Origin of the sequence: Bacillus paramobilis (assembly GCF_038096195.1) — a bacterium.
In the GTDB taxonomy this organism is placed as follows: Bacteria; Bacillota; Bacilli; order Bacillales; family Bacillaceae_G; genus Bacillus_A; species Bacillus_A mobilis.
This window is the reverse complement of record NZ_CP151108.1, coordinates 3742965-3766799: the sequence shown is the minus strand read 5'-3', so window position 1 is coordinate 3766799 and position 23835 is coordinate 3742965. Positions and strand designations below refer to the sequence as shown.

26 protein-coding genes and 1 other RNA gene are annotated in these 23835 nt (G+C 35.8%); 22 read left to right on the top strand and 5 right to left on the bottom strand.

The window, feature by feature from the left end; all coding sequences use genetic code 11:
• Window positions 1-26: 26 nt before the first annotated feature.
• A complete protein-coding gene (locus AABL52_RS19180) occupies window positions 27-416 on the bottom strand; it encodes a cupredoxin domain-containing protein (RefSeq protein ID WP_341518211.1) in 390 nt (129 codons plus the stop codon).
• A gap of 406 nt (window positions 417-822) precedes the next feature.
• On the opposite strand from AABL52_RS19180, the gene panB reads away from it, so the two are divergent.
• From panB to AABL52_RS19130, 10 genes are all read left to right on the top strand, one after another.
• On the top strand, window positions 823-1659 hold the full coding sequence (gene panB / locus AABL52_RS19175; protein ID WP_000853116.1) for a 3-methyl-2-oxobutanoate hydroxymethyltransferase: 837 nt from the start codon (window positions 823-825) through the stop codon (window positions 1657-1659).
• Window positions 1659-2507, top strand: coding sequence for a pantoate--beta-alanine ligase (gene panC / locus AABL52_RS19170; RefSeq protein ID WP_341518210.1), 849 nt, complete (start codon window positions 1659-1661; stop codon window positions 2505-2507). The genes panB and panC overlap by 1 nt, the downstream gene beginning before the upstream one ends.
• Before the next feature lie 12 nt (window positions 2508-2519).
• On the top strand, window positions 2520-2903 hold the full coding sequence (gene panD / locus AABL52_RS19165) for an aspartate 1-decarboxylase (protein WP_061679513.1): 384 nt from the start codon (window positions 2520-2522) through the stop codon (window positions 2901-2903).
• A gap of 128 nt (window positions 2904-3031) precedes the next feature.
• Window positions 3032-5836, top strand: coding sequence for an ATP-dependent DNA helicase DinG (dinG, locus tag AABL52_RS19160; protein ID WP_341518209.1), 2805 nt, complete (start codon window positions 3032-3034; stop codon window positions 5834-5836).
• A 250-nt stretch (window positions 5837-6086) separates the two neighbouring features.
• Window positions 6087-6257, top strand: coding sequence for a YpmA family protein (locus tag AABL52_RS19155; protein ID WP_000358355.1), 171 nt, complete (start codon window positions 6087-6089; stop codon window positions 6255-6257).
• Between the two features lie 7 nt (window positions 6258-6264).
• Entirely contained in the window at window positions 6265-6768 is a 504-nt protein-coding gene (locus AABL52_RS19150) for a DUF5590 domain-containing protein (protein ID WP_000758747.1), read from the top strand.
• 18 nt (window positions 6769-6786) lie between these two features.
• A complete protein-coding gene (gene aspB / locus AABL52_RS19145; RefSeq protein ID WP_000761547.1) occupies window positions 6787-7974 on the top strand; it encodes an aspartate transaminase AspB in 1188 nt (395 codons plus the stop codon).
• Between the two features lie 121 nt (window positions 7975-8095).
• The gene (gene dnaD, locus AABL52_RS19140) at window positions 8096-8803 is read left to right on the top strand and encodes a DNA replication protein DnaD (RefSeq protein WP_000728533.1); all 708 of its coding nucleotides are present in this window, start codon (window positions 8096-8098) and stop codon (window positions 8801-8803) included.
• Between the two features lie 15 nt (window positions 8804-8818).
• Window positions 8819-9466 (top strand): endonuclease III, encoded by a 648-nt coding sequence (gene nth / locus AABL52_RS19135; RefSeq protein WP_000933021.1) that lies wholly within the window; start codon window positions 8819-8821, stop codon window positions 9464-9466.
• Window positions 9467-9469: 3 nt separating this feature from the next.
• Window positions 9470-9988: a YpoC family protein gene (locus tag AABL52_RS19130; protein ID WP_064056764.1), complete on the top strand. Its 519-nt coding sequence runs from the start codon at window positions 9470-9472 to the stop codon at window positions 9986-9988.
• A gap of 23 nt (window positions 9989-10011) precedes the next feature.
• On the opposite strand, the gene AABL52_RS19125 is transcribed toward AABL52_RS19130, so the two are convergent.
• Both AABL52_RS19125 and recU read right to left on the bottom strand, forming a co-directional pair.
• The gene (locus AABL52_RS19125; protein ID WP_341518208.1) at window positions 10012-12699 is read right to left on the bottom strand and encodes a PBP1A family penicillin-binding protein; all 2688 of its coding nucleotides are present in this window, start codon (window positions 12697-12699) and stop codon (window positions 10012-10014) included.
• A gap of 65 nt (window positions 12700-12764) precedes the next feature.
• Entirely contained in the window at window positions 12765-13367 is a 603-nt protein-coding gene (gene recU, locus AABL52_RS19120; protein WP_016088614.1) for a Holliday junction resolvase RecU, read from the bottom strand.
• A 103-nt stretch (window positions 13368-13470) separates the two neighbouring features.
• Between recU and AABL52_RS19115 the strand changes: the two genes are divergently transcribed.
• On the top strand, window positions 13471-14496 hold the full coding sequence (locus AABL52_RS19115) for a DUF2515 domain-containing protein (protein ID WP_341518207.1): 1026 nt from the start codon (window positions 13471-13473) through the stop codon (window positions 14494-14496).
• A gap of 157 nt (window positions 14497-14653) precedes the next feature.
• Here AABL52_RS19115 and AABL52_RS19110 read toward each other — a convergent pair whose 3' ends face one another.
• Window positions 14654-14830, bottom strand: coding sequence for a phage portal protein (locus AABL52_RS19110; protein ID WP_340420899.1), 177 nt, complete (start codon window positions 14828-14830; stop codon window positions 14654-14656).
• Between the two features lie 85 nt (window positions 14831-14915).
• On the opposite strand from AABL52_RS19110, the gene AABL52_RS19105 reads away from it, so the two are divergent.
• The gene (locus AABL52_RS19105; RefSeq protein ID WP_001252039.1) at window positions 14916-15158 is read left to right on the top strand and encodes a hypothetical protein; all 243 of its coding nucleotides are present in this window, start codon (window positions 14916-14918) and stop codon (window positions 15156-15158) included.
• Window positions 15159-15173: 15 nt separating this feature from the next.
• Window positions 15174-15518 carry a YppE family protein gene (locus tag AABL52_RS19100; protein WP_341518206.1) on the top strand — a complete coding sequence of 115 codons (345 nt, stop codon included), beginning with the start codon at window positions 15174-15176 and terminating at the stop codon, window positions 15516-15518.
• Between the two features lie 26 nt (window positions 15519-15544).
• Here AABL52_RS19100 and AABL52_RS19095 read toward each other — a convergent pair whose 3' ends face one another.
• Window positions 15545-15736, bottom strand: coding sequence for a YppF family protein (locus AABL52_RS19095; RefSeq protein WP_088083495.1), 192 nt, complete (start codon window positions 15734-15736; stop codon window positions 15545-15547).
• A 176-nt stretch (window positions 15737-15912) separates the two neighbouring features.
• Here AABL52_RS19095 and AABL52_RS19090 point away from each other — a divergent pair, with 176 nt between their 5' ends.
• The 9 genes from AABL52_RS19090 to ypwA all read left to right on the top strand — a co-directional run bounded on the left by AABL52_RS19090 (window position 15913) and on the right by ypwA (window position 23796).
• The gene (locus AABL52_RS19090; RefSeq protein ID WP_016134021.1) at window positions 15913-16416 is read left to right on the top strand and encodes a YppG family protein; all 504 of its coding nucleotides are present in this window, start codon (window positions 15913-15915) and stop codon (window positions 16414-16416) included.
• A gap of 156 nt (window positions 16417-16572) precedes the next feature.
• Window positions 16573-17016 carry a CotD family spore coat protein gene (locus AABL52_RS19085; protein ID WP_016088608.1) on the top strand — a complete coding sequence of 148 codons (444 nt, stop codon included), beginning with the start codon at window positions 16573-16575 and terminating at the stop codon, window positions 17014-17016.
• Between the two features lie 56 nt (window positions 17017-17072).
• On the top strand, window positions 17073-17627 hold the full coding sequence (locus tag AABL52_RS19080) for a DUF1273 domain-containing protein (protein ID WP_016088607.1): 555 nt from the start codon (window positions 17073-17075) through the stop codon (window positions 17625-17627).
• Between the two features lie 97 nt (window positions 17628-17724).
• On the top strand, window positions 17725-18060 hold the full coding sequence (gene gpsB, locus AABL52_RS19075; protein WP_000622428.1) for a cell division regulator GpsB: 336 nt from the start codon (window positions 17725-17727) through the stop codon (window positions 18058-18060).
• 87 nt (window positions 18061-18147) lie between these two features.
• An RNA gene (rnpB, locus tag AABL52_RS19070) (RNase P RNA component class B) lies at window positions 18148-18538 on the top strand.
• 180 nt (window positions 18539-18718) lie between these two features.
• Window positions 18719-19858, top strand: a complete 1140-nt coding sequence (locus tag AABL52_RS19065; RefSeq protein ID WP_000521222.1) for a THUMP domain-containing class I SAM-dependent RNA methyltransferase — start codon at window positions 18719-18721, stop codon at window positions 19856-19858.
• 61 nt (window positions 19859-19919) lie between these two features.
• Window positions 19920-20102: a DUF3921 domain-containing protein gene (locus AABL52_RS19060; protein WP_000376890.1), complete on the top strand. Its 183-nt coding sequence runs from the start codon at window positions 19920-19922 to the stop codon at window positions 20100-20102.
• 138 nt (window positions 20103-20240) lie between these two features.
• On the top strand, window positions 20241-22178 hold the full coding sequence (locus AABL52_RS19055; protein WP_000493698.1) for an ATP-dependent DNA helicase: 1938 nt from the start codon (window positions 20241-20243) through the stop codon (window positions 22176-22178).
• 100 nt (window positions 22179-22278) lie between these two features.
• Entirely contained in the window at window positions 22279-23796 is a 1518-nt protein-coding gene (ypwA, locus tag AABL52_RS19050; protein ID WP_341518205.1) for a carboxypeptidase, read from the top strand.
• Window positions 23797-23835 lie beyond the last annotated feature (39 nt).

The following is a 23835-nucleotide window of genomic DNA, read 5'->3' as shown; positions in this document are numbered from 1 at the left end:
AAGAAGTTCCTTTTTGGAACTTCTTTTTATTTGACTATTACTTTGCCTTCCATTCCTTTAAAAAGATGGTACCGGCATATTAATTCATATGTACCAGTATTTTTAGGTTTCACGGTAATATTTCTCTCTTTTCCTGACTCGACTACGACGTCAATGCCAAGTTTTTTCACTGTAAAGGTGTGCTCATTTTTACCTTTGTTTTTTAATAACAATGTTGTTGACTCTTCAATTGGAATCGTGATGACGTTTGGCTGAAAGTAATCATCGTTTAATTCAACCTCAATTACTTTCGTTGAATCGATAGGTTGTGTTACGACGTTAACTGAGGCAAATGCATGGAAGGAGCTAAAATTTATCAGCCCTACAATCATCACAAGCAGAACGGTGAATCGAAATAACCATTTGTTCATAGACATTCGCAATTCTCCTTTTGTTAAGTATGTTCTTCCATTAACCTGCATCATTAGTTTAAGAGTTATACGGGGCTTAAACAAAGGTTTACCTTTATATGATTGAGTTATTTATAAAAATTTCACATATCGTATTGAGAATAAAAAATTATTTTTTCAAAAAAATGTAGTAATTCCTTTTTGGATTTTGCTATAATTAGTTCGAATGTGGGCAGTATCAGAGCGAACTGCACCATGATTCGAAGCAATCCGAAAAAATAATAACTTGGATTCTGCCTTGATCCAATAATGGACTGGGACAGAGGGATGAATAATGCCGACTAACACACAACCCTTCTGCCCTTTTATGGCCAGAGGGGTTTTTATATGATTTCGGCCATCTCCTCTCTCCTGCATAAAGGAGGAGTAGTTTTTGAAAACAAAAACAGATTTTTTGAAGATGAAAGAGCAAGGTGAGCCGATTACGATGCTAACGGCGTATGATTATCCATCTGCTAAATTAGCAGAAGAAGCTGAAGTTGATATGATTCTAGTTGGAGATTCTCTTGGGATGGTGGTGCTCGGATACGATTCAACAGTACCTGTAACAGTAGAGGATATGATTCATCATACGAAAGCTGTACGCCGAGGAGCGAAAGAGACGTTTATTGTAACTGATATGCCATTTATGTCGTATCATGTGTCGCCTCAAGATACGATGGTGAATGCACGCCGCATCGTTCAAGAGAGTGGTGCTCATGCACTGAAGGTAGAAGGTGCAGGGGAAGTAGTATCAACGATTCATTACTTGACGAACGCGGGAATTCCTGTCGTGGCGCACTTAGGTTTAACTCCACAATCTGTAGGAGTACTAGGTGGGTATAAAGTACAAGGAAAAGATGCTGAAAGTGCAAAAAAATTAATAGAAGATGCGAAGAGATGTGAGGAAGCTGGTGCGATAGCGCTTGTGCTAGAATGTGTGCCAATGCAGTTAGCGGAATTAATTTCGAAGCAACTAACAATTCCAACGATTGGAATTGGAGCAGGGAAAAAAGTAGATGGGCAAGTACTTGTTTATCATGATCTTATCTCATACGGCGTAAATCGTGTTCCGAAATTCGTGAAACAATATACATCTGTTCAAGAGGAGATTGTGCGAGGGATTTCACAATACGTTACTGAAGTAAAGACAGGGCAATTTCCAGAAGAAAAACATTCATTCACAATGAAAGAGGAAGAATGCTTAGCGTTATACGGAGGAAAACAATAATGAAAATCGTAACTACAGTGCAAGAGATGCAGCAAATTACAAACGACCTTCGTACAAGTGGAAAGAGTATTGGTTTTGTTCCAACGATGGGTTATTTACATGAAGGTCATGCGACTTTATTACGTAAAGCAAGAGAAGAAAATGAAATTGTAGTTTTAAGCGTATTTGTCAATCCGCTACAGTTTGGACCGAATGAAGATTTAGATCGATACCCTCGTGATATTGATCGAGATGAAAATGTAGCAAAAGAAAACGGTGTAGATTATTTATTTTATCCGAGTGTAGAAGAAATGTATCCAGCAGAACAAACGACAACAGTAGCAGTTGTGAAGCGTACCGATGTATTATGTGGCAAACAAAGACCTGGTCATTTTGCTGGAGTTGCGACTGTACTAATGAAACTGTTTAATATTACATTGCCAACGCGTGCTTATTTCGGTATGAAAGATGCACAGCAAGTTGCTGTCATTGAAGGATTTGTCGCTGATTTTAATATTCCGGTTATGATCGTACCAGTAGATATTGTAAGGGAAGAAGATGGATTAGCGAAAAGTTCTCGTAACGTGTATTTATCAAAAGAAGAGCGTGAAGAGGCCCCTCAATTATACCGCAGTCTATGTATAGCGAAAGAAAAAATTGAAGCAGGCGAACTGAGTGCAGAAATCATTACAACTCTTGTGAAAGAGTATATTGAGACGTATACGAAAGGCATTGTAGATTATGCTGATTTATATGCCTATCCTTCACTGCATGTAATAGATAAAATTGAAGGACGAATCATTTTAGCAATTGCAGTTAAATTCAAGAATGTACGATTAATTGACAATATAACAGTAACGGTTAAATAAGGGGGAGCATCTATGTTTCGCACAATGATGAGAGCGAAGTTACATCGCGCAACAGTAACAGAAGCAAATTTAAACTATGTAGGTAGTATTACAATTGATGAAGATTTAATGGATGCAGTAAATATTGTAGAAAATGAAAAAGTACAAATCGTAAATAATAATAATGGTGCTCGATTAGAGACATATGTTATTAAGGGCGAACGTGGTAGCGGTGTTGTTTGTTTAAATGGTGCAGCTGCAAGGCTTGTACAGCCAGGTGATAAAGTTATTATCATTTGCTACGGTTTAGTGGCAGAAGAAAATATTCATAAACAAGCGCCGAAAATTGCAGTATTAGACGATGAGAATCAAATTATTGAAATGTTAGGTGCTGAAAAAGCGGGTACGATATTATAAGTAAGAAGGCTATCTCTATTACGGAGATAGCTTTTTTGTGCATCTTTTCATTAAGATGAGATAAAACGTGGTATAGTAACATTATATAATTTTGCGTTTGATAGGTAAGAAATTGAGGTGTTACATATATGAGTAAGCGTTATGTCGTTGTGGATTTAGAGACGACAGGGAACTCCTGGAAGGATGGGAAGGATAAAATTACCCAAATTGCAGCTGTTGTAGTGGAAGATGGAGAGATATTAGAGATTTTCTCATCTTTTATTAATCCGAAGAGAGAGATTCCGCCATTTATTACAGAACTAACAGGGATTGATGAGAGTATGGTTAAGCAAGCCCCGTTATTTCAAGATGTAGCCCCGATGGTTGTTGAGCTATTACAAGGTGCAGCTTTCGTTGCACATAACGTTCACTTTGATTGGAATTTTTTAACGGAAGAATTAAGGCAGGCGGGATATACAGAAGTACATTGTCCAAAAGTTGATACAGTTGAGTTGGCGCAAATTCTTTTGCCGACGGCTGATAGTTATAAATTACGTGATTTAGCGAAACAACATGAACTAGAGCACGATCAACCGCATCGTGCGGATAGTGATGCTCTTGCAACAGCGGAATTGTTTTTACAATTTTTAAATGAAATTGAAAAGTTACCACTTGTCACCTTGCAATCGCTCTATGAATTAAGTGATGTTTTTCAAAGTGATATAGCGGATGTACTTTCTGAAAATATTTTAAAGAAAATGATGCATGGTAAAAAAGCGGCTGAGGGGTATGAAGTGTATCGAAATATTGCACTTCGAAAACGGAATTATTCTTTAAATCTCAGTGAAACATGTTCATCTAAATTTGATGCTTTTTTGCATAAGACAATTGATAAACTTGAATTGAATATGCCAAAGTTTGAAAAAAGAGAAAGCCAACAGATTATGATGAAGGAAATATATACAGCACTAAGAGATTCTAGATTTTCACTAATTGAAGCAGGAACAGGAACAGGAAAGACTCTTGCATATTTACTTCCAAGTATTTATTTTGCAACGAAAAAAGAAGAACCTGTCATCATTAGTACCCACACAGTACAATTGCAACAACAAATATTAGAAAAAGAAATTCCATTATTACAGAAAATAATGCCATTTTCATTTGAAGTAGCTCTTTTGAAAGGAAGAAAGCATTATCTTTGTCTACATAAATTTGAATATGCTTTGCAAGAGGAAGAGAAAAATTATGATATGGCGCTCACAAAGGCAAAAATTTTAGTGTGGTTATTGCAAACAGAAACTGGTGATCGGGATGAGTTAAATATTCCTGAGGGCGGAAAGTTACTTTGGAACCGTATTTGTAGTGATGTACATAGTCCAGGCGGAATGCAAAGTAACTGGTATAGTCGTTGTTTTTATCAAAGAGCAAAGAATAAAGCATTATTTGCAGATATCGTTATTACAAATCATGCGTTATTATTTCAAGATTTTTCAAGTGAAGAACCACTTTTTGCTTCATGTGAACATATTATCTTTGATGAAGCTCATCATATTGAGGAAGCGGCGAGTAGAACATTAGGTGAACAGTTCTCCTGTATGTATTTCCAGCTAGTTTTATCTCGACTTGGTACGCTAGAAACAGATGATGTACTTTCTAAAGTATATAAAATGATGAAAAAATCAGAGCAAGCCTCTCGTTCAACTTTCCGTATGGTGAGTCATAGTTTGAAGGAATTGAAATTTGATGCGGATGAGCTATTCCAAATGTTACGTGCTTTTATCTTTAAGCAAACAAAGCAGGAACAAGGGATAAGCAATATGCCACTCATTTATCGATATAACACGGAAGTAGAGAAAGGTAAGTTATGGGATAGTATTACCGAGTTAACAAATCGTTTTGTATATGATGTAAGAAAATTGTTGACTACACTTGAGAAGCAAGTTGACATATTGCAAAGTAAATTAGAATGGGAGATGCATGTTGTTACAGGTGAATTTATGCATTTAATTGAGTTGTTGAGAAAGATGGAACAATCTTTACAATTACTCATTTTAGAAAAAAATTCATACGTGACATGGATGGAGACTGAAACAAAGGGAACAATTCATTCAACGGTTTTATATGCACAGCCTGTTCATATTGGTGAAAGATTTGCGGATGAATTTTTAGCACAAAAAAAGAGTGTTATTTTTACATCAGCAACGTTAACAGTAAATGATTCATTTGACTATATAAAAGAGGAGCTAGGTTTACATGATTTTGCTCCAAATACATTACAGGTCCCGTCACCATTCCGTTTTGAAGAACAGATGAAATTAATGGTTTCAACAGATGTGCCGTTTATTAAGCAAGCAAGTAATGAAGAATATATTGAATCTGTGTCGGCACATATTGCAAAAATAGCGAAAGCTACAAAAGGTAGAATGCTCGTTTTATTCACTTCGTATGAAATGTTGAAAGAAGCGTATGCGAATTTGAAAAATGATGAGGAATTAGAAGGTTATTTATTATTAACGCAAAGTGTGAATAATAAGAGCCGAAGTCGTCTCATTCGTAAATTTCAAGAGTTCGACAAATCGATTTTGTTAGGAACAAGTAGTTTTTGGGAAGGGATAGATATACCTGGAGATGCCCTTAGTTGTCTTGTTATTGTCCGGCTTCCCTTTACACCTCCTCATCAACCGATGATGGAAGCAAAAGGAGACTGGTTAAAAAATCAAGGAGAAGACGTATTCGCTAAGTTAGCACTCCCGCAAGCAATCTTGCGTTTCAAACAAGGATTTGGTCGCCTGATTAGATCAAGTACAGATACCGGAACGGTATTTGTACTTGATCGTCGTTTGACAAGCGCTTCTTATGGGAAACGTTTTTTACAATCAATCCCAACTGTCCCGCTTTATGAAGGCCCTTTAGAAGAATTGTTAGAACAATTAAAAGAACGACCAACTGAATAAAATTGGAAGAAAAATACGCCTGAAGTACATTTAAACTTCAGGCGTAAAAAATGTGGGTAGGAGGAATTTTATTTTTTTTACTTCTTGTATACAAAATGTATTGGTTTTCGACTTGAAACCTTTTTTTGCAGTACATGTCCTGCTATAATAGATGGGTGATGAAGCAGGGGTTGTAAAGAATGTACTCTTATTGTAACCGCATTGCGTTCTTCTATAATTAGAAATTTTTGTGTAACGGAGGAGTTTTTTCATGGATAAGAAAATCGAAGTCCTATCAACGACGCGTCTTAATTATTCGTCTGACTTGTATAAAATCGTTGATAGTTTGAATCGTACGTTAAAAGAGCAGGACCTCATGTTCGGATTAGCATTAGACGAAAAAGATAAAGAAACAGCTGTATTTACGATTTACAGAACGTAGTGATACAATGAAAAAGTGGATCTTTGCAATCGTTATCGTAATCGTTGCTAGCGGAATATATGGGGCGTATGTTTATAATAAAGCAATGGAAAAGAAAATCCCTAAAGAGGCAAAATCTGTAGAAATTGCGAAAGAAAAGGCAAAGCTTACAAAGGTAAAATCTGTTGATTATTATAACGGAGAATCTTCATATACAGTCGTACAAGGTACAGATGAAAAAGGAGAACAACTTATCGTTTGGGTGCCTGAGAAAAAAGGGGAAACTATAGTAAGGAAAAAGAGCGAAGGTATTTCTGAAAAAGATGCTTTACAAAGAACGATTGAACAAGTCGGAGATGACAGTAAGGAGCCCAAGAGTAAGCCTAAAGAAATTTTAAAAGTAAAATTAGGCGTTGAAAACAATATACCACTATGGGAAGTTACATATATTGATGATGACAATCGTTATAGTTACTACAATCTTGCATTTCAAGATGGTCAGTTTTTAAAACGATATAGCATTGAAAAATAGATGTAGGGGGAACTACAAATGAAATTAGCAAAGCGAGTAGCTGCTTTAACACCATCTGCAACTTTAGAAATTACAGCAAAGGCACAAGCATTAAAAGCAGAAGGTCATGATGTAATTGGATTAGGGGCGGGAGAACCTGACTTTAATACGCCAGAACATATTATGGATGCTGCACATAAAGCGATGTTAGAAGGACATACGAAGTATACACCAACAGGTGGATTACAAGCGTTAAAACAAGAAATTGTGAAAAAGTTTACACGTGACCAAGGAATTGCGTATGATCCATCTGAAATTATTGTATGTAACGGTGCAAAGCATGCATTATATACATTATTCCAAGTATTACTTGATGAAGGAGATGAAGTAATTATCCCAACGCCTTACTGGGTAAGTTATCCTGAACAAGTAAAGCTTGCTGGTGGTAAGCCAGTTTATGTAGAAGGTCTGGAAGACAATGAATACAAAATTACAGCGAAGCAGCTGCGTGAGGCAATTACAGAGAAAACGAAAGCAGTTATTATTAATTCACCGAGCAATCCAACAGGAATGATTTACAGCAAAGAGGAATTACAACAGCTTGGAGAAGTATGTTTAGAGCATGATATCTTAATCGTTTCAGATGAAATTTATGAAAAATTAATTTATGGTGGAGCAGAATATACTTCAGTTGCCCAGCTTTCTAATGCATTAAAAGAACAAACACTTATTATTAATGGTGTATCTAAATCTCATTCTATGACAGGATGGCGTATTGGATATGCAGCAGGAAATAAGCAGCTTATTAAAGCGATGACGAACTTAGCGAGTCATAGTACGTCAAACCCTACTTCAATCGCTCAATACGGCGCAATAGCGGCATATGCAGGCTCACAGCAACCTGTAGAAACAATGCGTCAAGCATTTGAAGAGAGATTAAACATTATTTATGATAAATTAATTCAAATCCCTGGCTTTACTTGCATTAAACCACAAGGTGCATTTTACTTATTCCCTAATGTAAAAGAAGCTGTAGCTTTATCAGGATACGAAAATGTTGATGATTGGGCAAAAGCTCTATTAGAAGAGGAAAAAGTAGCTCTTGTACCAGGTACAGGATTTGGTGCTCCAAATAACGTTCGTTTATCATATGCGACTTCTCTTGAACAAGTAGAGAAAGCATTAGAACGCATTCATACGTTTATGAAAAGTAAAGTGCAAGCTTAATTGTATATTTTATTAACGCAATACAAAAAACCTTCCTACATAATAGGAAGGTTTTTTTGACGAATTGTGGCAAAAAGAAATAGTGAAAGGTGTGTTATACTAGAGAGCGAGGTGTTTGGTGATGAAAAAGAAAATGATGTTACAGTGGTTTGAGCAGGGAAGCATTGCAATTCCAAAATTACTTATGATGCATTATAAAAAATTAGGGTTAAATGAAATGGAATTTATGGTTGTACTTCATGTACACACCTTTTTAGAATCGGGTAATTCGTTTCCGACTCCGTCAGAGATTTCAGAACGGATGACGATTACTGAAATGAAATGTATGGAAGTCATTCAGGCATTGATTCAAAAAGGTTTTTTATCACTAGAAGGTGGACAAAAATCAGAAGCAATGATGTGTGAAAGCTATTCTTTACAACCGCTATGGGAAAAAATATTGCATTTCTTAATGAATGAATCAGTAGAGGAAGAACAAAAAGAAATAAAACAACTGCAAGTAAATTTATATACAGTATTTGAAAAAGAATTTGGAAGACCACTTTCTCCGTTTGAATGTGAAACGTTGGGTATGTGGGAAGATCAAGATCAACATCATCCGAATTTAATTCAAGCGGCCCTCAGGGAAGCTGTAATGAGTGGTAAGCTTAATTTCCGATATATTGATCGTATTTTATTTGAGTGGAAAAAGAATGGTATTAAAACAGTAGATCAAGCCCAAAACCAAGGACGAAAATTTAGAGAAAATCAACAACGAACGCAGCAAACGACAAAACAAGAGACGAAATTTACTGGGAAAGTGCCTTTTTATAATTGGTTGGAGCAGTAATGTAGGAGGAAGTATATGTTAAATAAAACGCAAATTCGCTATTGCTTAGATACAATGGCGGATATGTATCCAGAAGCACATTGTGAATTAATTCATGATAATCCGTTTGAATTAGTAATTGCGGTGGCATTATCTGCACAATGTACAGATGCACTTGTAAATAAAGTGACGAAAAATTTATTTCAAAAATATAAAACACCAGAAGATTATTTAAGTGTTTCCCTAGAAGAGTTACAACAAGATATACGCTCTATTGGGTTGTATAGAAATAAAGCAAAAAACATTCAAAAATTGTGCCGAATGTTGCTGGATGATTATGATGGAAAAGTTCCAGAAGATCGTGACGAGCTGACGAAGTTACCAGGAGTAGGGAGAAAAACAGCAAATGTAGTTGTTTCGGTAGCGTATGGCATTCCCGCAATTGCTGTTGATACGCATGTAGAGAGAGTGAGTAAACGGTTAGCGATTTGTAGATGGAAAGATTCGGTGTTAGAAGTAGAAAAGACATTAATGAAGAAAATTCCGATGGATGAATGGAGTGTTACACATCACCGTATGATTTTCTTTGGACGTTATCACTGTAAAGCACAGCGACCACAATGTGAAGAGTGCCCTTTACTAGAAGTATGTCGTGAAGGAAAGAAGCGAATGAAGGGGAAATAAAGGATGGAGCGAGTTATAGAAATACCGAAAGAATTTCGGTGCTTACCATTTTTTAAAGAAAGTATAGATTCGATTGCGTATCATACAGAACAATCTTTTGAAGAAATCATACAAAATACTTACTTTATATATGACATGGAAAGACAATATGAGCCGTGGAGTGAAATTGAAAATAGTATTCCTGTACTATTAAAAGTGTGGAAAAGTAAGCATGAAGACATTGCTACACTATTTCGAAACAGAAATAAGCAAGAAGTTGAAGGTCCAATGATTCTTTTTGCGGCACATTTGTTATCGATTGTATATTGGCTAAATGAGCAACCTGTTCATAGTTTGAATGAACTGAAAGCTTATACGAGTAATTTAGAAGTACAACCAGTTAATTTTATGGAGCGATATTCGTTCATTATAAAGAAACCGAATAATTATCATTCCTATATTCAGTTAGCGCAGTTGTATATTGAAATAGAAAAGCTATACGTAAAGAAAATGATAACAAAAAAGAAGTCCTTTTCTCGTTAAGAGAAAGGACTTCTTTTTTTGTATTAAGACTCTGTTGTAACAATATTTCCGTCTGCGTGAGGTGTATCTCCTCCGGTATTTTGTTGTTGTTCTTGTTGCTTGTGTTGTTCTTCTTCAGCTTTTTTTCTAGCAGCCTCTTCTTCAGCTTTCTTTCTAGCAGCTTCTTCTTCGGCTTTCTTTCTAGCGGCTTCTTCTTCAGCAGCTTTTTTCTGAGCTTCTTCTTGTTGTTTACGTTGTTGTTCTTGTTGCTGTTGTTGCTCTTGTTGTTTACGCTGCTCTTCATCAGCTTTTTTCTTAGATTCTTCTTGTTTTAGTTTATCTTCATTAGCCTTTTTCTGTGCTTCCTCATCAGCTTTTTTCTTAGCTTCTTCGTCAGCCTTCTTCTTAGCCTCATCTTCAGCTTTTTTCGCGTCTGGAGTTCCACCAGGCGCAGTGAAGGATGCACCAACTGCAGGGCTCGTTCCTGTACCTTTTTTCGCTACTACAGAGAAGCTGTAAGTAACGCCTGGTTTAATACCACCAAGAGTAGCTGTCGTACCACTTATTGATAAGCTACCACTCGAACCGTCAGTCGCTTTATAGCTTGCTGCATACGCATCAACTTCTGCTGGACCAGACCAGTTTAGTGTAACTGTGCTAGCACCATCGAAAGTGACATTAAGACCACTAGGTGCGTCTACTTTAATTTGTTTAACTGCATCTTTCTTAGCACCTTTTACGTACAATTCTTCATTTAGCTCTTGTACAGAAGAAGGGCGTTCGAAACGAGATTTATCTGTAGCGAATTTGCTCATCATTACTTGGAACATTTGTTGCGCAATTCTAGTAGAGCGATCGCCAATGTAATTTTCTGGGCCATCTTTTTCGTAACCAGTCCACACCGCCATTGTATATTGCGGTGAATATCCAGCGAACCAGCTATCTCTGTTTGCATCAGCTGGGATGCCGTATTTTTTAATAACGTCTTCATCAAAGTTTTGTGTTCCTGTTTTACCTGCTACGTCTATACCTGAAACGTATGCTGTTGGACCTGTACCACCAGAACCAGGTCTTACTACGTCACGAAGAACGTCAGTCACCATGTAAGCTGTATAGTCGTGCATTGCACGTTCTTCTTTCGGTTTAAAGTTTTTCTTTTTCCCGTCTGGGAAGATGACTTCTTTTACGAAGTGAGGCTTATTATAGACACCGTCATTACCAAATGCGGCATATGCTCCTGCTAATTGTAAAGGAGAACTATCGTTACTACCGATAGCTGTTGATTCATACGTTTTGCCGTCTTTAAATGTCATACCCAAACCTTCAGCAAACGCTTGTGACTTAGGAAGACCAACCGCTTGGGCTGTCTTTAAAGCAGGAATGTTTAATGATTTTTTCAAAGCTTCACGTAGTGAAACGTCACCTTTGTAACTATTTGTTGCATTTCGTATTTTTTTACCATTGGAATACGTATATTCTGAGTCATTTAATTGATGGTATGTAGACCATTGTAAATTCTCAATTGCTGGACCGTAGTCGAAAATTGGTTTCATTGTTGAACCAACTTGGCGTTTTAAATCAATAGCCATATTATGACCTTTGAAAGTAGATTTACTTTCTTTGCGCCCAGCTCCAATTGCTCGAACTTCTCCAGACTGTGTATCCATAAATACGAATGATCCTTGGAATTGATCGTTCGGATACTTAATAAGATTGCCATCCATAATCTTGTCTGCGTAATCTTGAGCATCTTGATCAAGTGTTGTATGGATCGTTAAACCATCTGAACCGATATTTATATCGGGATATTCTTTTTCAACTTCTTTTACAACAGCATCTAAAAATGCTTGATACTTCATCTCAGTTACTTCTGAAGATGGTTGAAGACCCTCAGTTACAGGGATTTTCATTGCGTTATTCATTTCATCTTTTGTTATATAACCATGTCGATTCATTAATGATAATACGACGTTACGACGTTGTGTAGCTCGTTCAACGTTGTCTTTTTTTGTTGGATCATAAATATTAGGACCTTGGGGTAAACCTGCAAGCATTGCAGCTTCATGTAACTGTAAGTCTTTTAAATCTTTGTCATAATATTTTTTGGCTGCTGTTGCAATACCGTACGAACGGTTACCTAAGTTAATCTTATTTAAGTACATTTCTAAGATCTCATGTTTAGAGTATTGTTGCTCTAATTTGTAAGATAGGTACCATTCTTGTACTTTTCTCTTTGCAGTTTTGTCCATCGTTAGAAAATAGTTTTTGACTACTTGTTGTGTAATCGTACTACCACCTTGAGATCCGAATCCTCCAGTGACATTTTCCATAACTGCTTTTGTCGTTCGTTTAAAATCAATTCCATTATGATCATAGAAACGTGAATCCTCAGTTGCAAGGAATGCATTTTCAACTACTTTTGGAATTTGATCATAAGTGACGTGGGTTCGTTTTTCAGCACCGTATTCATAGAAAAAGTTCCCATTCTTATCAAGAAACTTTGTTGATAAAGGATTGACCAGTTTTGATTTGTCTAATTTTGGAGCATCCTTCACCATAACAAAGAAAGCGGAAACGCCAGCTACAAGACCAACGATACCAAGAAGTAGACAACCTATAAGGAATTTTTTAAAAAAGGAGCCTTTTTTCTTTGGTTTTTTTTCTTTATTTGTTTCTTGCTTTTGATTTTTTACATGATTTCGTTCTGTACGAGAACGATAATTATCTGACATTATACTTTCTCCTACCTTTCATTCTCTCCCCAAAAGTCGAAAAAAGAGCCTTAGTGATGACTCTATCACGAAAAATAAACCGTGTCTAGTACACGGATATAATCAATCCGAGGGTGATAACCGCATGATAATAAAGATCCATGCTCTTCTATTTCTTCTTTCGTAATCGATTTCCGTCCACCAGTATTTTGTCGATTCCAAAATGCAATAATATGTTTTGCATCTAATAAATAAAGTTCATCAAAAAGTGTAAATTTAATAATAACAAATGCAATTCCATTATGAGCGATTACTTGCTTCATATGTTCAATTTGATGAAGGTGGAAGTTTTGAAGTGGAAAGCTGGTTTTATTTTTTGTTTCTTTCGCTTCAAAATCGATGTATTTCCCTTTATATACACCGTTGTAATCTGTTGTAGAAGGTTGTTTAAAATACGCTTCTTTTACCACTGCAGCACTTCGAGCGGGGTAATCTACTTTTACAATTTGAAGAGGTGTAGGTTTTTTATGTACACATGCAATATTATGGGTTAAGTAATATTCATTTGTTTCATTCAATTCCTCTTCAAGGGACATACCTCTATTACTATAAGTATGTTTTTTAATTGGTGTTTTTTGAGGTTGTGAAGCTTGATTGTACCGTTTTCCATTTGGGTAACGAATGGTCATAGTGTGTCCACTCCCAACTTGCTAAGAATTACTTACAAAGGTGATTATAACAAAAAATGAAAAAAGATGTGACATTTTTGAAGAAAGGTATGATGACTTATTCATGTTTACATGGAATGATTATGAAAAAATTACACAAAATCGTAAAAATATGATTTGTACAGAAGAAGAAAAAACAATCGTTTCCAACATTAAGAGGGAAATGAAAATAGCTAATATGGACAACATTTCTCGTACACTGTCTTATCAAGAATATTATGTAAGAAATAGTGAAATTAGGTGGGCTTTTTTAGCGAGTATGGTTTCGAGAAATGCGGGATGGAATATGACTGATTTAAAAGGGAGGTATTATGCTACTGTTTTACCTCAAACAGTAAAACAACATTTGTTTTTGACGTATGAAGAAGCTAATTGGATTATTTTTTTAGATGCATTTCCTCAGCTGTTGTTATACGAAGAAAGTAAGAGGAGGCAGATACCACTATTCTATTTGTTACAATATTTCAATGTATCAATTTTTATGGAAAAAGAATGGATATATTTTTGGGAGAAAAAAGATAGAAATAGGCTCATGACAGCGCTTATTATAAATGAGCAAAATAAAATTCAAAAACCAGTTATTGAGAATACATATTTTAAAAAACATGTATTCCATACGGCACTTTTTAAATTACAAGAAATGCTTCATATTAGTGCCGTTATTTTTCCAACCGTTGAAGGGAGGATGTATGGTTTTTCAGTTTATCAATTTGAAACGTTACAAAAGCGTATAGAACTAGGGAAAAAATTAGCGGATTTACTGTTTCATCCGAATTATAAAAGTTTATTCCATAGGTTTGCATTGCAAACTATACACACAGGATCAAGAGCAGATTATGAATGTTTTGTAAGAGAAGCTAGAAAATCTTGTACGCCAGTCCTTAGAGAGGTTTATCCTGTCGTCGCACATAAGGAAATAAGCATGAGAGATTGGTTTTGTAGAGATATGGAAATAAATGAGTTGTTTTTACTGGAAGAGTATAAGGGTGAAGTTGATATAACGGAATGGTATAAAAGAAAGAGGGAGCAAATCTATGTTGCTTCTATTGTAAATCGTTTTGTTAAAAGGATGGATGAGTTCGTGATATAATAGAAAAGAAGTCCCGTCTTCATAAATGAAGACGGGACTTCTTAATGTGAAGTAATCCTGCCATGTGTGTGAAAAATTTAATCTCAAAACGTAATGAACATAAGAGATTAAGGATGCTTCAGAAATTAGCTTTTTGTAAAAGTGCTAAAGTTTCACTTTATGTAGCAGGGAAGTTAGGACCATCTAACTTTGGATTGCCAGTCTCGGGTTTATTTTGTTTGTTTTGTTTTTTCTTTTTTTCGTTTTTGTTCTTTGCCATTTCCATACACCTCCTTTTTGTATTGTTACCATTTCTATCAATGACATACAAAATGATTTCTTTGACGAATAACAACTAGTTTTGTCATGTGGGCAGGAGTGAGGAATCATTCGGCGAAATTACATGACAAAGGAAAAGCAAAGAAGGGGGCGTTTTGTATATGGCGATGGTTCAGAAGGAAGATGTAATGAAAACAATGGATCAAATGTTAAGTTCTCTCGATTTGCTGGAAATGAATATAGGGATTAGAATGAATCATGCATTGAAAGATAAGAGTGAAAAAATATGCAATAAGATAGAAATAACAGAAATGCATATTGAACATATGGAAAACAAATTAGTGCATCACGAAGAAAAAGGGAATTGGGTGAAGGCATTTCAAAACGTCGTAGTGAGTGCATAATAAGGTGGGAATAAAATGAAGTATAAAGAATTGATACAATCTTCAGAAAAACTCATGCAGTATAATAATGAAGCGAATGTGAAAAAAAGAGAAATGATTGAGTATGATTTTTATAAGGATATGAAACCATTTGTAGATATGGTAGATGAGGAATTAAAAGTGTGGAAAGAATTAGCTTATAAATGGATTAAGGAAGAAAACCCGAAGTATATACATGTACAGCAAATTGATCAAGTGTACGATAATTTACAAACAAATGTATTGCAATGTTTTGTAAATAAAGGCAAAGGTAAGCGATTCTTTGAAACACACCAAGCCATTTCGTATACTTTGCAAAATATAATTGAGCAATGTAAGTAACAAGAGGGGAAACCCTCTTGTTTTTTTTATGCTTCTGTCATTGTTGAAGGTTTTGTTGCACCGTTTATTTCTAATTCTTTTATTAATATTCGGTAATCTGAAATGCCTATTTTTCCTTCGAGATACCAATGTCTCGCAAAGTCTAACAATTCATTTACATTTTCTGTGTAATACCCCTTTTTTTGAGAAAACGCTTGTTTTAAATCCCCTAATACCATGTTGATTCCTCCCCATGAGAATCTTCTTCTTCATTATCATAGCATGGAAGGGTTTTCTTTTTTAATTTTTTAAAAATTTAAACTTCCGACAAAAATAGACAGATACTCCGTCACACATATTATTTTACTGGTACATATTATATATGTAGAAACTTATGTGAAGGAGGAGAGAATGCATGTTTCAACAATCAAACGTATATCAGCAAGCTAATCCATATACACAGCAAAATATGTACCAATATAATACGGATACATATTTACGGTATAATATGTATCCTTTCGAGCCTCATTATGGAAATCAAAATTATTACCAGCCATTTGAAGTGTCGTTTATGAATCAACAGCAACAACAGCAACAACCTTATATGAATCAACAACAGCAGCCCTATATGGATCAACAACAGCAACCCTATATGAATTCACAATACTATATGCCACCACCATCTCCCTATGGAAATCAACAAGCAATGTTTTATCCACCAAAACAACCGTACCCGACGCAGAATAAACAAAAACAACAACAGCAACCGAGTCAATTTTCTAGTTTTGTTTCCCAATTTAAAAACTCAGATGGTAACTATGATGTAAATAAAATGATGAATACTGCTGGACAAATGATGAATGCGATGAATCAAGTGACAGGTATTGTAAAGCAAGTTGGAGGTTTTTTTGGTAAGTAATTTTGGAGGGTTGTCTATAAAAAGCATTACGTATAAAGCAGAAGGCTAGACAAATTTCCTTGGAATAAATGGGTATATATAACAAACGGCTTTCCCTCTCTTCTCATATTGTAAAGTGTAGTCAGATTTTTTTAACGAGAGAGGAGAGAAAAAACTATGCATCATTGTCATCCTTGTTTTGGAGGGCATAAGCCTGTAGGACCTATCTGTACAACTGCTCCTGTCATTCATCCGACGAAACAGTGTGTAACACATTCTTTTTCAACAACGGTGGTGCCACACATTTTCCCAACACATACAACACATGTACATCATCAACAAATTAAAAACCAAAACTTCTTCCCACAAACAAACTCAAATGTAAATGTTGTAGATCCAGTTGACCCAGGATTTGGCGGCGGATGTGGACCATGTGGTCATGGACATCATGGACATCATGGACATCATGGACATTTTGGACATCAAGTATCTCCATTTGGACCAGGACCAAACGTGTCACCATTTGGACCAGGACCAAATGTATCACCATTTTTACCAAACAATGTATCACCAGTAGGTCCGAATATTGGACCAAACGTTGGTGGAATATTTAAAAAGTAAATGATATGTTAGAACTAGCGAAATGCTAGTTCTTTTTTTGTAGTTGAGGTGTAGATATGAAAGTTGTTGCTGTAACAGGATATAAGCCATTTGAACTTGGCATATTTAAAAATGATCATCCAGGAGTAGAATGTATAAAAAAGGCGCTGCGTCGTAAATTAACTGCTTTTGTAGAAGATGGTTTGGAGTGGGTGATTATAAGCGGCCAGTTAGGAGTCGAATTATGGGCTGCTGAAGTTGTTTTTGAAATTCAAGTAGAATATCCAGATTTAAAATTAGCGGTATTTACTCCTTTTTTAGAACAAGAAGAAAATTGGAAGGAAGATAACCGTGAATATTACGAATTTATTCTTTCGCAAGCAGATCACATTGATAGTATTACGAAACGGAAGTATGAAAGTCCAGAGCAATTTAAATTAAAGAATCAATTTTTTATTGAAAAAAGCGATGCACTTTTAGCTGTATATGATGAAGAAAAGCCTGGAAGCCCTAAATATATTGTAGAAGCAGCTAAGAAAAAAGGAGAAATAGAAAATTATCACAGTTATTTCATTCTTTTTTCTGATTTACAAGATATAATGGAAGAGGAACAGTGGAATAATGCAGAGTAATATGTAATATAGTACTCGTATATTTGATTGACAAAAAGCATTGTTTCTGAAAAAATTTAGTTAATGAAAGCTTTGGCAAAAATTTGAGGTGAAGAAAATGATTTCGGATAAAATTAAATTAACAGCGAAAGATATTTTAGAAAAAGAATTTAAAACAGGTATGAGAGGTTATCAACAAGAAGAAGTAGATAAGTTTCTTGATATGATTATTAAAGATTATGAAGCCTTTCATAAGGAATTTGATCAATTAAAACAACAAAATGTTCGTTTGAAACGTGAATTAGAAGAACAGAAAGTAGCGGCAACACAAGTTCCGCAACAACCGGTACAAACACCAGTTGCACAACCTGTATATAACAATACGAATACGGATATTTTAAAACGTCTATCTAATTTAGAAAAAGCTGTATTTGGAAGTAAGTTATACGAGTAATTAAAGGTGGTAAAAAGGTTAAAGCATTTTACATAGAAAAAAACATTGCAAAATCTTTTTGTTTCCACTATACTAATGGATGTCATAACGTTTGGGTAATCGCTGCAACGCCAACGTTGTAGAGGAAAGTCCATGCTCGCACGGCCTGAGATGGCTGTAGTGTTCGTGCCTAGCCAAGTCATAAGCTAGGGTATTCTGGCTGTAAGGCTGGTTTAACGGCAGGGAAAAAACCTAAGTCCTTTCGGATATGGTTTGACTACCTTTAAAGTGCCACAGTGACGAAGTCCTTGAAGAAATGATAGGAGTGGAACGAGGTAAACCCCACGAGCGAGAAACCCAAATAATGGTAGGGGAATCTTTTCCAAGGAAATGAACGATGGGAAAGGACAGGTTGTATAACCTGTAGATAGATGATTGCCACCGGAGTACGAGGCGTGGGCCGTTTGCAGTACAAAGGAACAGAACATGGCTTACAGAACGTTATGAACCAACTATGAAATAACTCAGCTCTCCTTTGTTAGAGGAGGGCTTTTTATTTGTATGAAGTTATAAATTATGAGTTAAAATGGTTAATGAGAAAATTCTTCGTAAAATGTAATAATTAATAGGACAAATTGCTGTTAATTATTGTTTGACTATACATAAGAGGTGAATGCAAATGGGAAAAGTTACTTTAATCGCAACAGCGGCCATGGGTATTGAAGCATTAGTTGCTCGAGAAGTTCGTGATCTTGGTTATGAATGCCAAGTGGAAAACAGCAAAGTAACATTTGAAGCAGATGAAAAGGCGATTTGTCGCACGAACTTATGGTTACGTACTGCGGACCGTGTGAAAATTAAAGTTGGCGAATTCAAAGCGACAACATTTGATGAGCTGTTTGAAAAAACGAAAGCATTAAACTGGGGAGACTATATTCCAGAGAATGGAGAGTTCCCTGTAATCGGTAAATCATTAAAATCTGAGTTGTTCAGTGTTTCGGATTGCCAACGTATCGTTAAAAAAGCTGTCGTTGAAAAATTAAAAACAACATATAAACGTACAACTTGGTTTGAAGAAGATGGTCCGTTATTCCGTATTGAGATTGCAATGCTCAAGGATATTGCAACATTAACAATTGATGCGAGTGGTGTTGGGCTTCATAAACGTGGATACCGTATGGATCAAGGGGAAGCTCCTTTAAAAGAAACATTAGCTGCGTCTTTAATTAAATTAACAAACTGGAAGCCAGATCGTCCTTTCGTGGATCCTTTCTGTGGATCAGGTACAATTCCGATTGAAGCAGCATTAATTGGACAAAATATCGCACCAGGATTTAACCGTGGCTTTGCATCAGATGAGTGGGGCTGGATTGGTAAACAAAACTGGCGTGAAGCTCGTCAAGAAGCTGAAGATTTAGCGAATTACAATCAACCACTACAAATCATTGGATCAGATATCGATCATCGTATGATCCGAGTTGCTCAAGATAACGCTGAAGAAGTAGGTTTAGGTGATTTAATCACATTTAAACAAATGCAAGTAAAAGATTTCACGACAAAAGAGGATTATGGCTATGTTGTAACGAATCCTCCATACGGAGAACGTTTAAGTGAAAAAGCACTCGTTGAACAATTGTACAAAGAAATGGGACAAGTATTCCGCCCATTAGACACATGGTCAGCGTATGTATTAACAAGTTACGAAGCATTTGAAAAATGTTACGGAAAAGATGCATCGAAGAAACGTAAACTGTTTAATGGATTTATCCGTACAGATTACTACCAATACTTCGGAAAACGTCCACCGCGTAACTCATAGTATAAAACTCCTCCAGCGCGCATATACTGGCTATTATGTAATGCGTAAAGGAGGACTTGATATGGATAGTTTCCAATTATCGATGATTCAAAAAGCTATTCATCGTACGTATGATGAGATCGGGAAAGAAGTGGGTAGCCAAGGTGCGATTGTAGATGAAATACAAAAAGCACAAGAAGAATATTTGTCAGCTCTTTCACACGAAACAGCGATTGATAAACGGTATTTAAAGTCATTAATATAGAAAAAAATTTTCCTTTTTCGAAAGGAAAATTTTTTTTCGTGTATTTCTATGTATGGCAACAGGGGAAAGTGGCTGCACACATATGAGTAGCAGTTGCTATATCTTTTTATAGAAAAACTTTTTGGTTGGAGGCTAAGGATGTTTACTGAGAAGAGATTACCATTTGAAGTAGGAAAACAAGATAATTTTTATGATAAGTTGAATGAATGGATTGGAGATGTGTTTTACGATATCCTTCCAGAAAAAGGCTTTGAAGAGCGTGATGAACAAATTTTTATGGCGTTTCAATTAGAGCGTGCTTTCCAAGAAAAGAAAGTAATGTTCGCAGAAGCGGGTGTAGGAACAGGGAAAACAATTGTATATCTTCTATATGCAATTTGCTATGCGCGTTATACTGGAAAACCAGCTATTATCGCTTGTGCTGATGAAACGCTAATTGAGCAGCTTGTGAAAGAAGAAGGGGACATCGCTAAGTTATCTGAAGCATTAGGACTATCTGTTGATGTAAGACTTGCGAAATCAATGGATAATTATTTATGTTTACGTAAACTAGAAGATGTTATGAGTGGACGAGCTCCAGAAGTAATTGAAGATGTATACTACGAATTACCGCAGTTTGTATTCGACCATGGTACGATGCAAAACTTTACTCACTATGGTGACAGAAAAGAATTTCCGCTTTTAAATGATGAGGAATGGTCAAAAGTAAATTGGGATTACTTCCAAGATTGCTTCACTTGTGATTCTCGTCATCGTTGTGGTCAAACTCTTTCCCGCGAACATTATCGTAAAGCGGCAGATTTAATTATTTGTTCTCAAGATTTCTATATGGATCATATTTGGACGTACGATGCTCGTAAACGTGAAGGGCAAATACCGTTATTACCAGAAAGTAGCTGCGTTGTATTCGATGAAGGACATCTTGTAGAATATGCAGCTCAAAAAGCTTTAACGTATCGTTTAAAGCAGACGATGATGGAGCAACTTTTAACGAGATTGTTGCAAAACGATATTCGTGAAGAGTTTGCGCATTTAGTAGAAGAAACAATTTGGCAAACAGAGCGATTCTTTGACGTGTTACAAGAAAATAAAAAAGAAATTGCTGGTTCTGATCGTTTAGAAATTACTGTGACAGAAAAAGTAACTGCTGAAGCGAAGCGACTTTATGCGAAAATTGGTGAAGTCGGCGATGCATTAGTATTTGAAAGTGAAATGCATACAGTAAACACGTATGATTTAAATATCGTTGATGAACATTTAGATGTATTAGAACATTCACTTCGTCTGTTCATGCACGAGAAAAATGTAATTACATGGGGTGAAGAAGGTGATGGAGCCTTCACGTTAGTGATTATGCCACGTGCAGTAGAAGAAGTATTACAAGAGAAAGTATTCTCGAAGAAAATCCCGTATATTTTCTCTTCTGCTACATTATCTAATAACGATTCATTCGCATTTACAGCAAATAGCCTAGGGGTAAAAGATTACTTATCATTCTCAGTTGCCTCACCGTTTGATTATGAGGAGCAAATGGCAGTAAACTTACTATCGCATACGAAAGAAAATGAATGGGAAAGAAAGTGTCAATATACACTTGAAAATATACAGAAAACAAATGGACGTACACTTGTATTATTCCGTACAACACAAGAACTTGCAGCGTTTAAAGAATATGTTAGTAAAGAACAAATGTCAGTTCCGTTCCTATATGAAGGGGATCAAGAAATTAGTCAGCTCGTTTCTCGTTTCCAAAATGAAGAAGAGACTGTACTTTGTGCCGTTCATTTATGGGAAGGTTTAGATATTCCTGGTTCATCATTATCTCATGTTATCATTTGGTCATTACCATTCCCTCCAAACGATCCAGTGTTTGAAGCGAAGCGTAAACATGTAAATGATCCATTCTGGGATGTAGATGTACCATATATGATTTTACGTCTTCGTCAAGGGATTGGGCGTTTAATTCGTACGAGCGACGATAAAGGTGCTATATCAATCTTCTTATCTGATACAGAAGATGAGAAAGTGATAGAAGCGGTGAAAAACGTACTACCAGTAGAAGGTAAAGAATTATAAGGAGAAAGCTTGGCGCTTGCCAAGCTTTTTTTCTATTATAAAAGGAATTTAGATTTCCATGTCGAATTAAGTTTGAGGTAGAAAAGGGAGGTTTTATACGATGACAGTAGCTACATATGAAGTAGAAAAACAATTTTTAACATATGTGAAAAAGATACAAAATTACGGAGAAGCATTAAGCTTAATGTTTTGGGACTTAAGAACAGGTGCGCCTAAAAAAGGTGTAGACCAGCGTTCGGAAGTAATTGGTATGCTTTCATCAGAAGTATTTGTAATGTCGACTTCAGATGAGATGGGGAACTATTTAACAGAACTTGAAGCTTTAATACGTGAAGATAAGCTTTCTGAAACGACGAAGAAAATGGTTGAAGAATGTCGTAAAGAATATGATAGAAATAAAAAAATTCCACAAGCGGAATATGAAGCGTATGTGAAATTAGAAGCGAAAGCGGAAAGTGTGTGGGAAGAAGCTCGCGAAAAATCCGATTTCGAAATGTTCCGTCCTTATTTAGAACAAATAGTTGAATTTAAAAAGAAGTTCATTACATATTGGGGTTACGAAACATATAAATATAATACATTATTAGATATGTATGAGCCAGGTATTACAGTAGAAGTGTTAGATCATGTATTTGGTCAACTTCGTGAGCGTATCGTTCCGCTCGTAAAAGAAATATCGGAATCGCAAAAGAGATTAAAGACAAGTGCTTTATCAGAACATTTTTCAAAAGAAAAACAAAAGAATTTTACATTAGAGCTATTAAAGCAATTAAATTATGACTTTGAAGCAGGTCGTCTTGATGAAACGGTACATCCATTTGAGATTACATTAAATAGAGGGGACGTTCGTATTACAACACGCTATGATGAAAAAGATTTCCGTATGGCAGTGTTTGGAACAATTCATGAATGTGGCCATGCTGTATATGAACAAAATATTGCAGAGAAATTCGAAGGTACACCGCTATGTAGTGGAACTTCTATGGGTATTCATGAGTCACAATCATTATTCTTTGAGAACTTTATCGGTCGTAATAAATCATTCTGGAAGAAAAATTATGATTTATTAAAAGAGTATAGCGATGGTCAATTCAATGATATATCGGTAGACGAGTTTTATGATGCGATTAACGAATCGAAGCCATCATTCATTCGTATAGAAGCAGATGAGCTTACATATCCGCTTCACGTCATGGTTCGTTATGAACTTGAGAAAGAATTATTTGATGGTACATTACAAGTGAAGGATTTGCCAGCGGCTTGGAATGATAAGATGGAAGCATATTTAGGAATTCGTCCGGAAAGCGATGCACAAGGTGTATTGCAAGATGTTCACTGGGCTGGTGGTTCATTTGGATACTTCCCATCTTATGCGCTTGGTTATATGTATGCAGCGCAATTTAAGCAAAGAATGTTAAAAGACATTCCGAACTTTGATGGATTATTAGAAGAAGGAAATGTAACACCAATTCGTGAATGGTTAACAGAAAATATTCACCAATACGGTAAAACGAAAAAGCCACTTGAAATTTTAAAAGATGTGACAGGTGAAGGGTTAAATGCAAACTACTTAGCGGATTATTTAGAAGCGAAGTATAAAGAAATTTATGAGTTATAAAAAAGAGCTGCTTAATTGCAGCTCTTTTTTTAAAGGGGA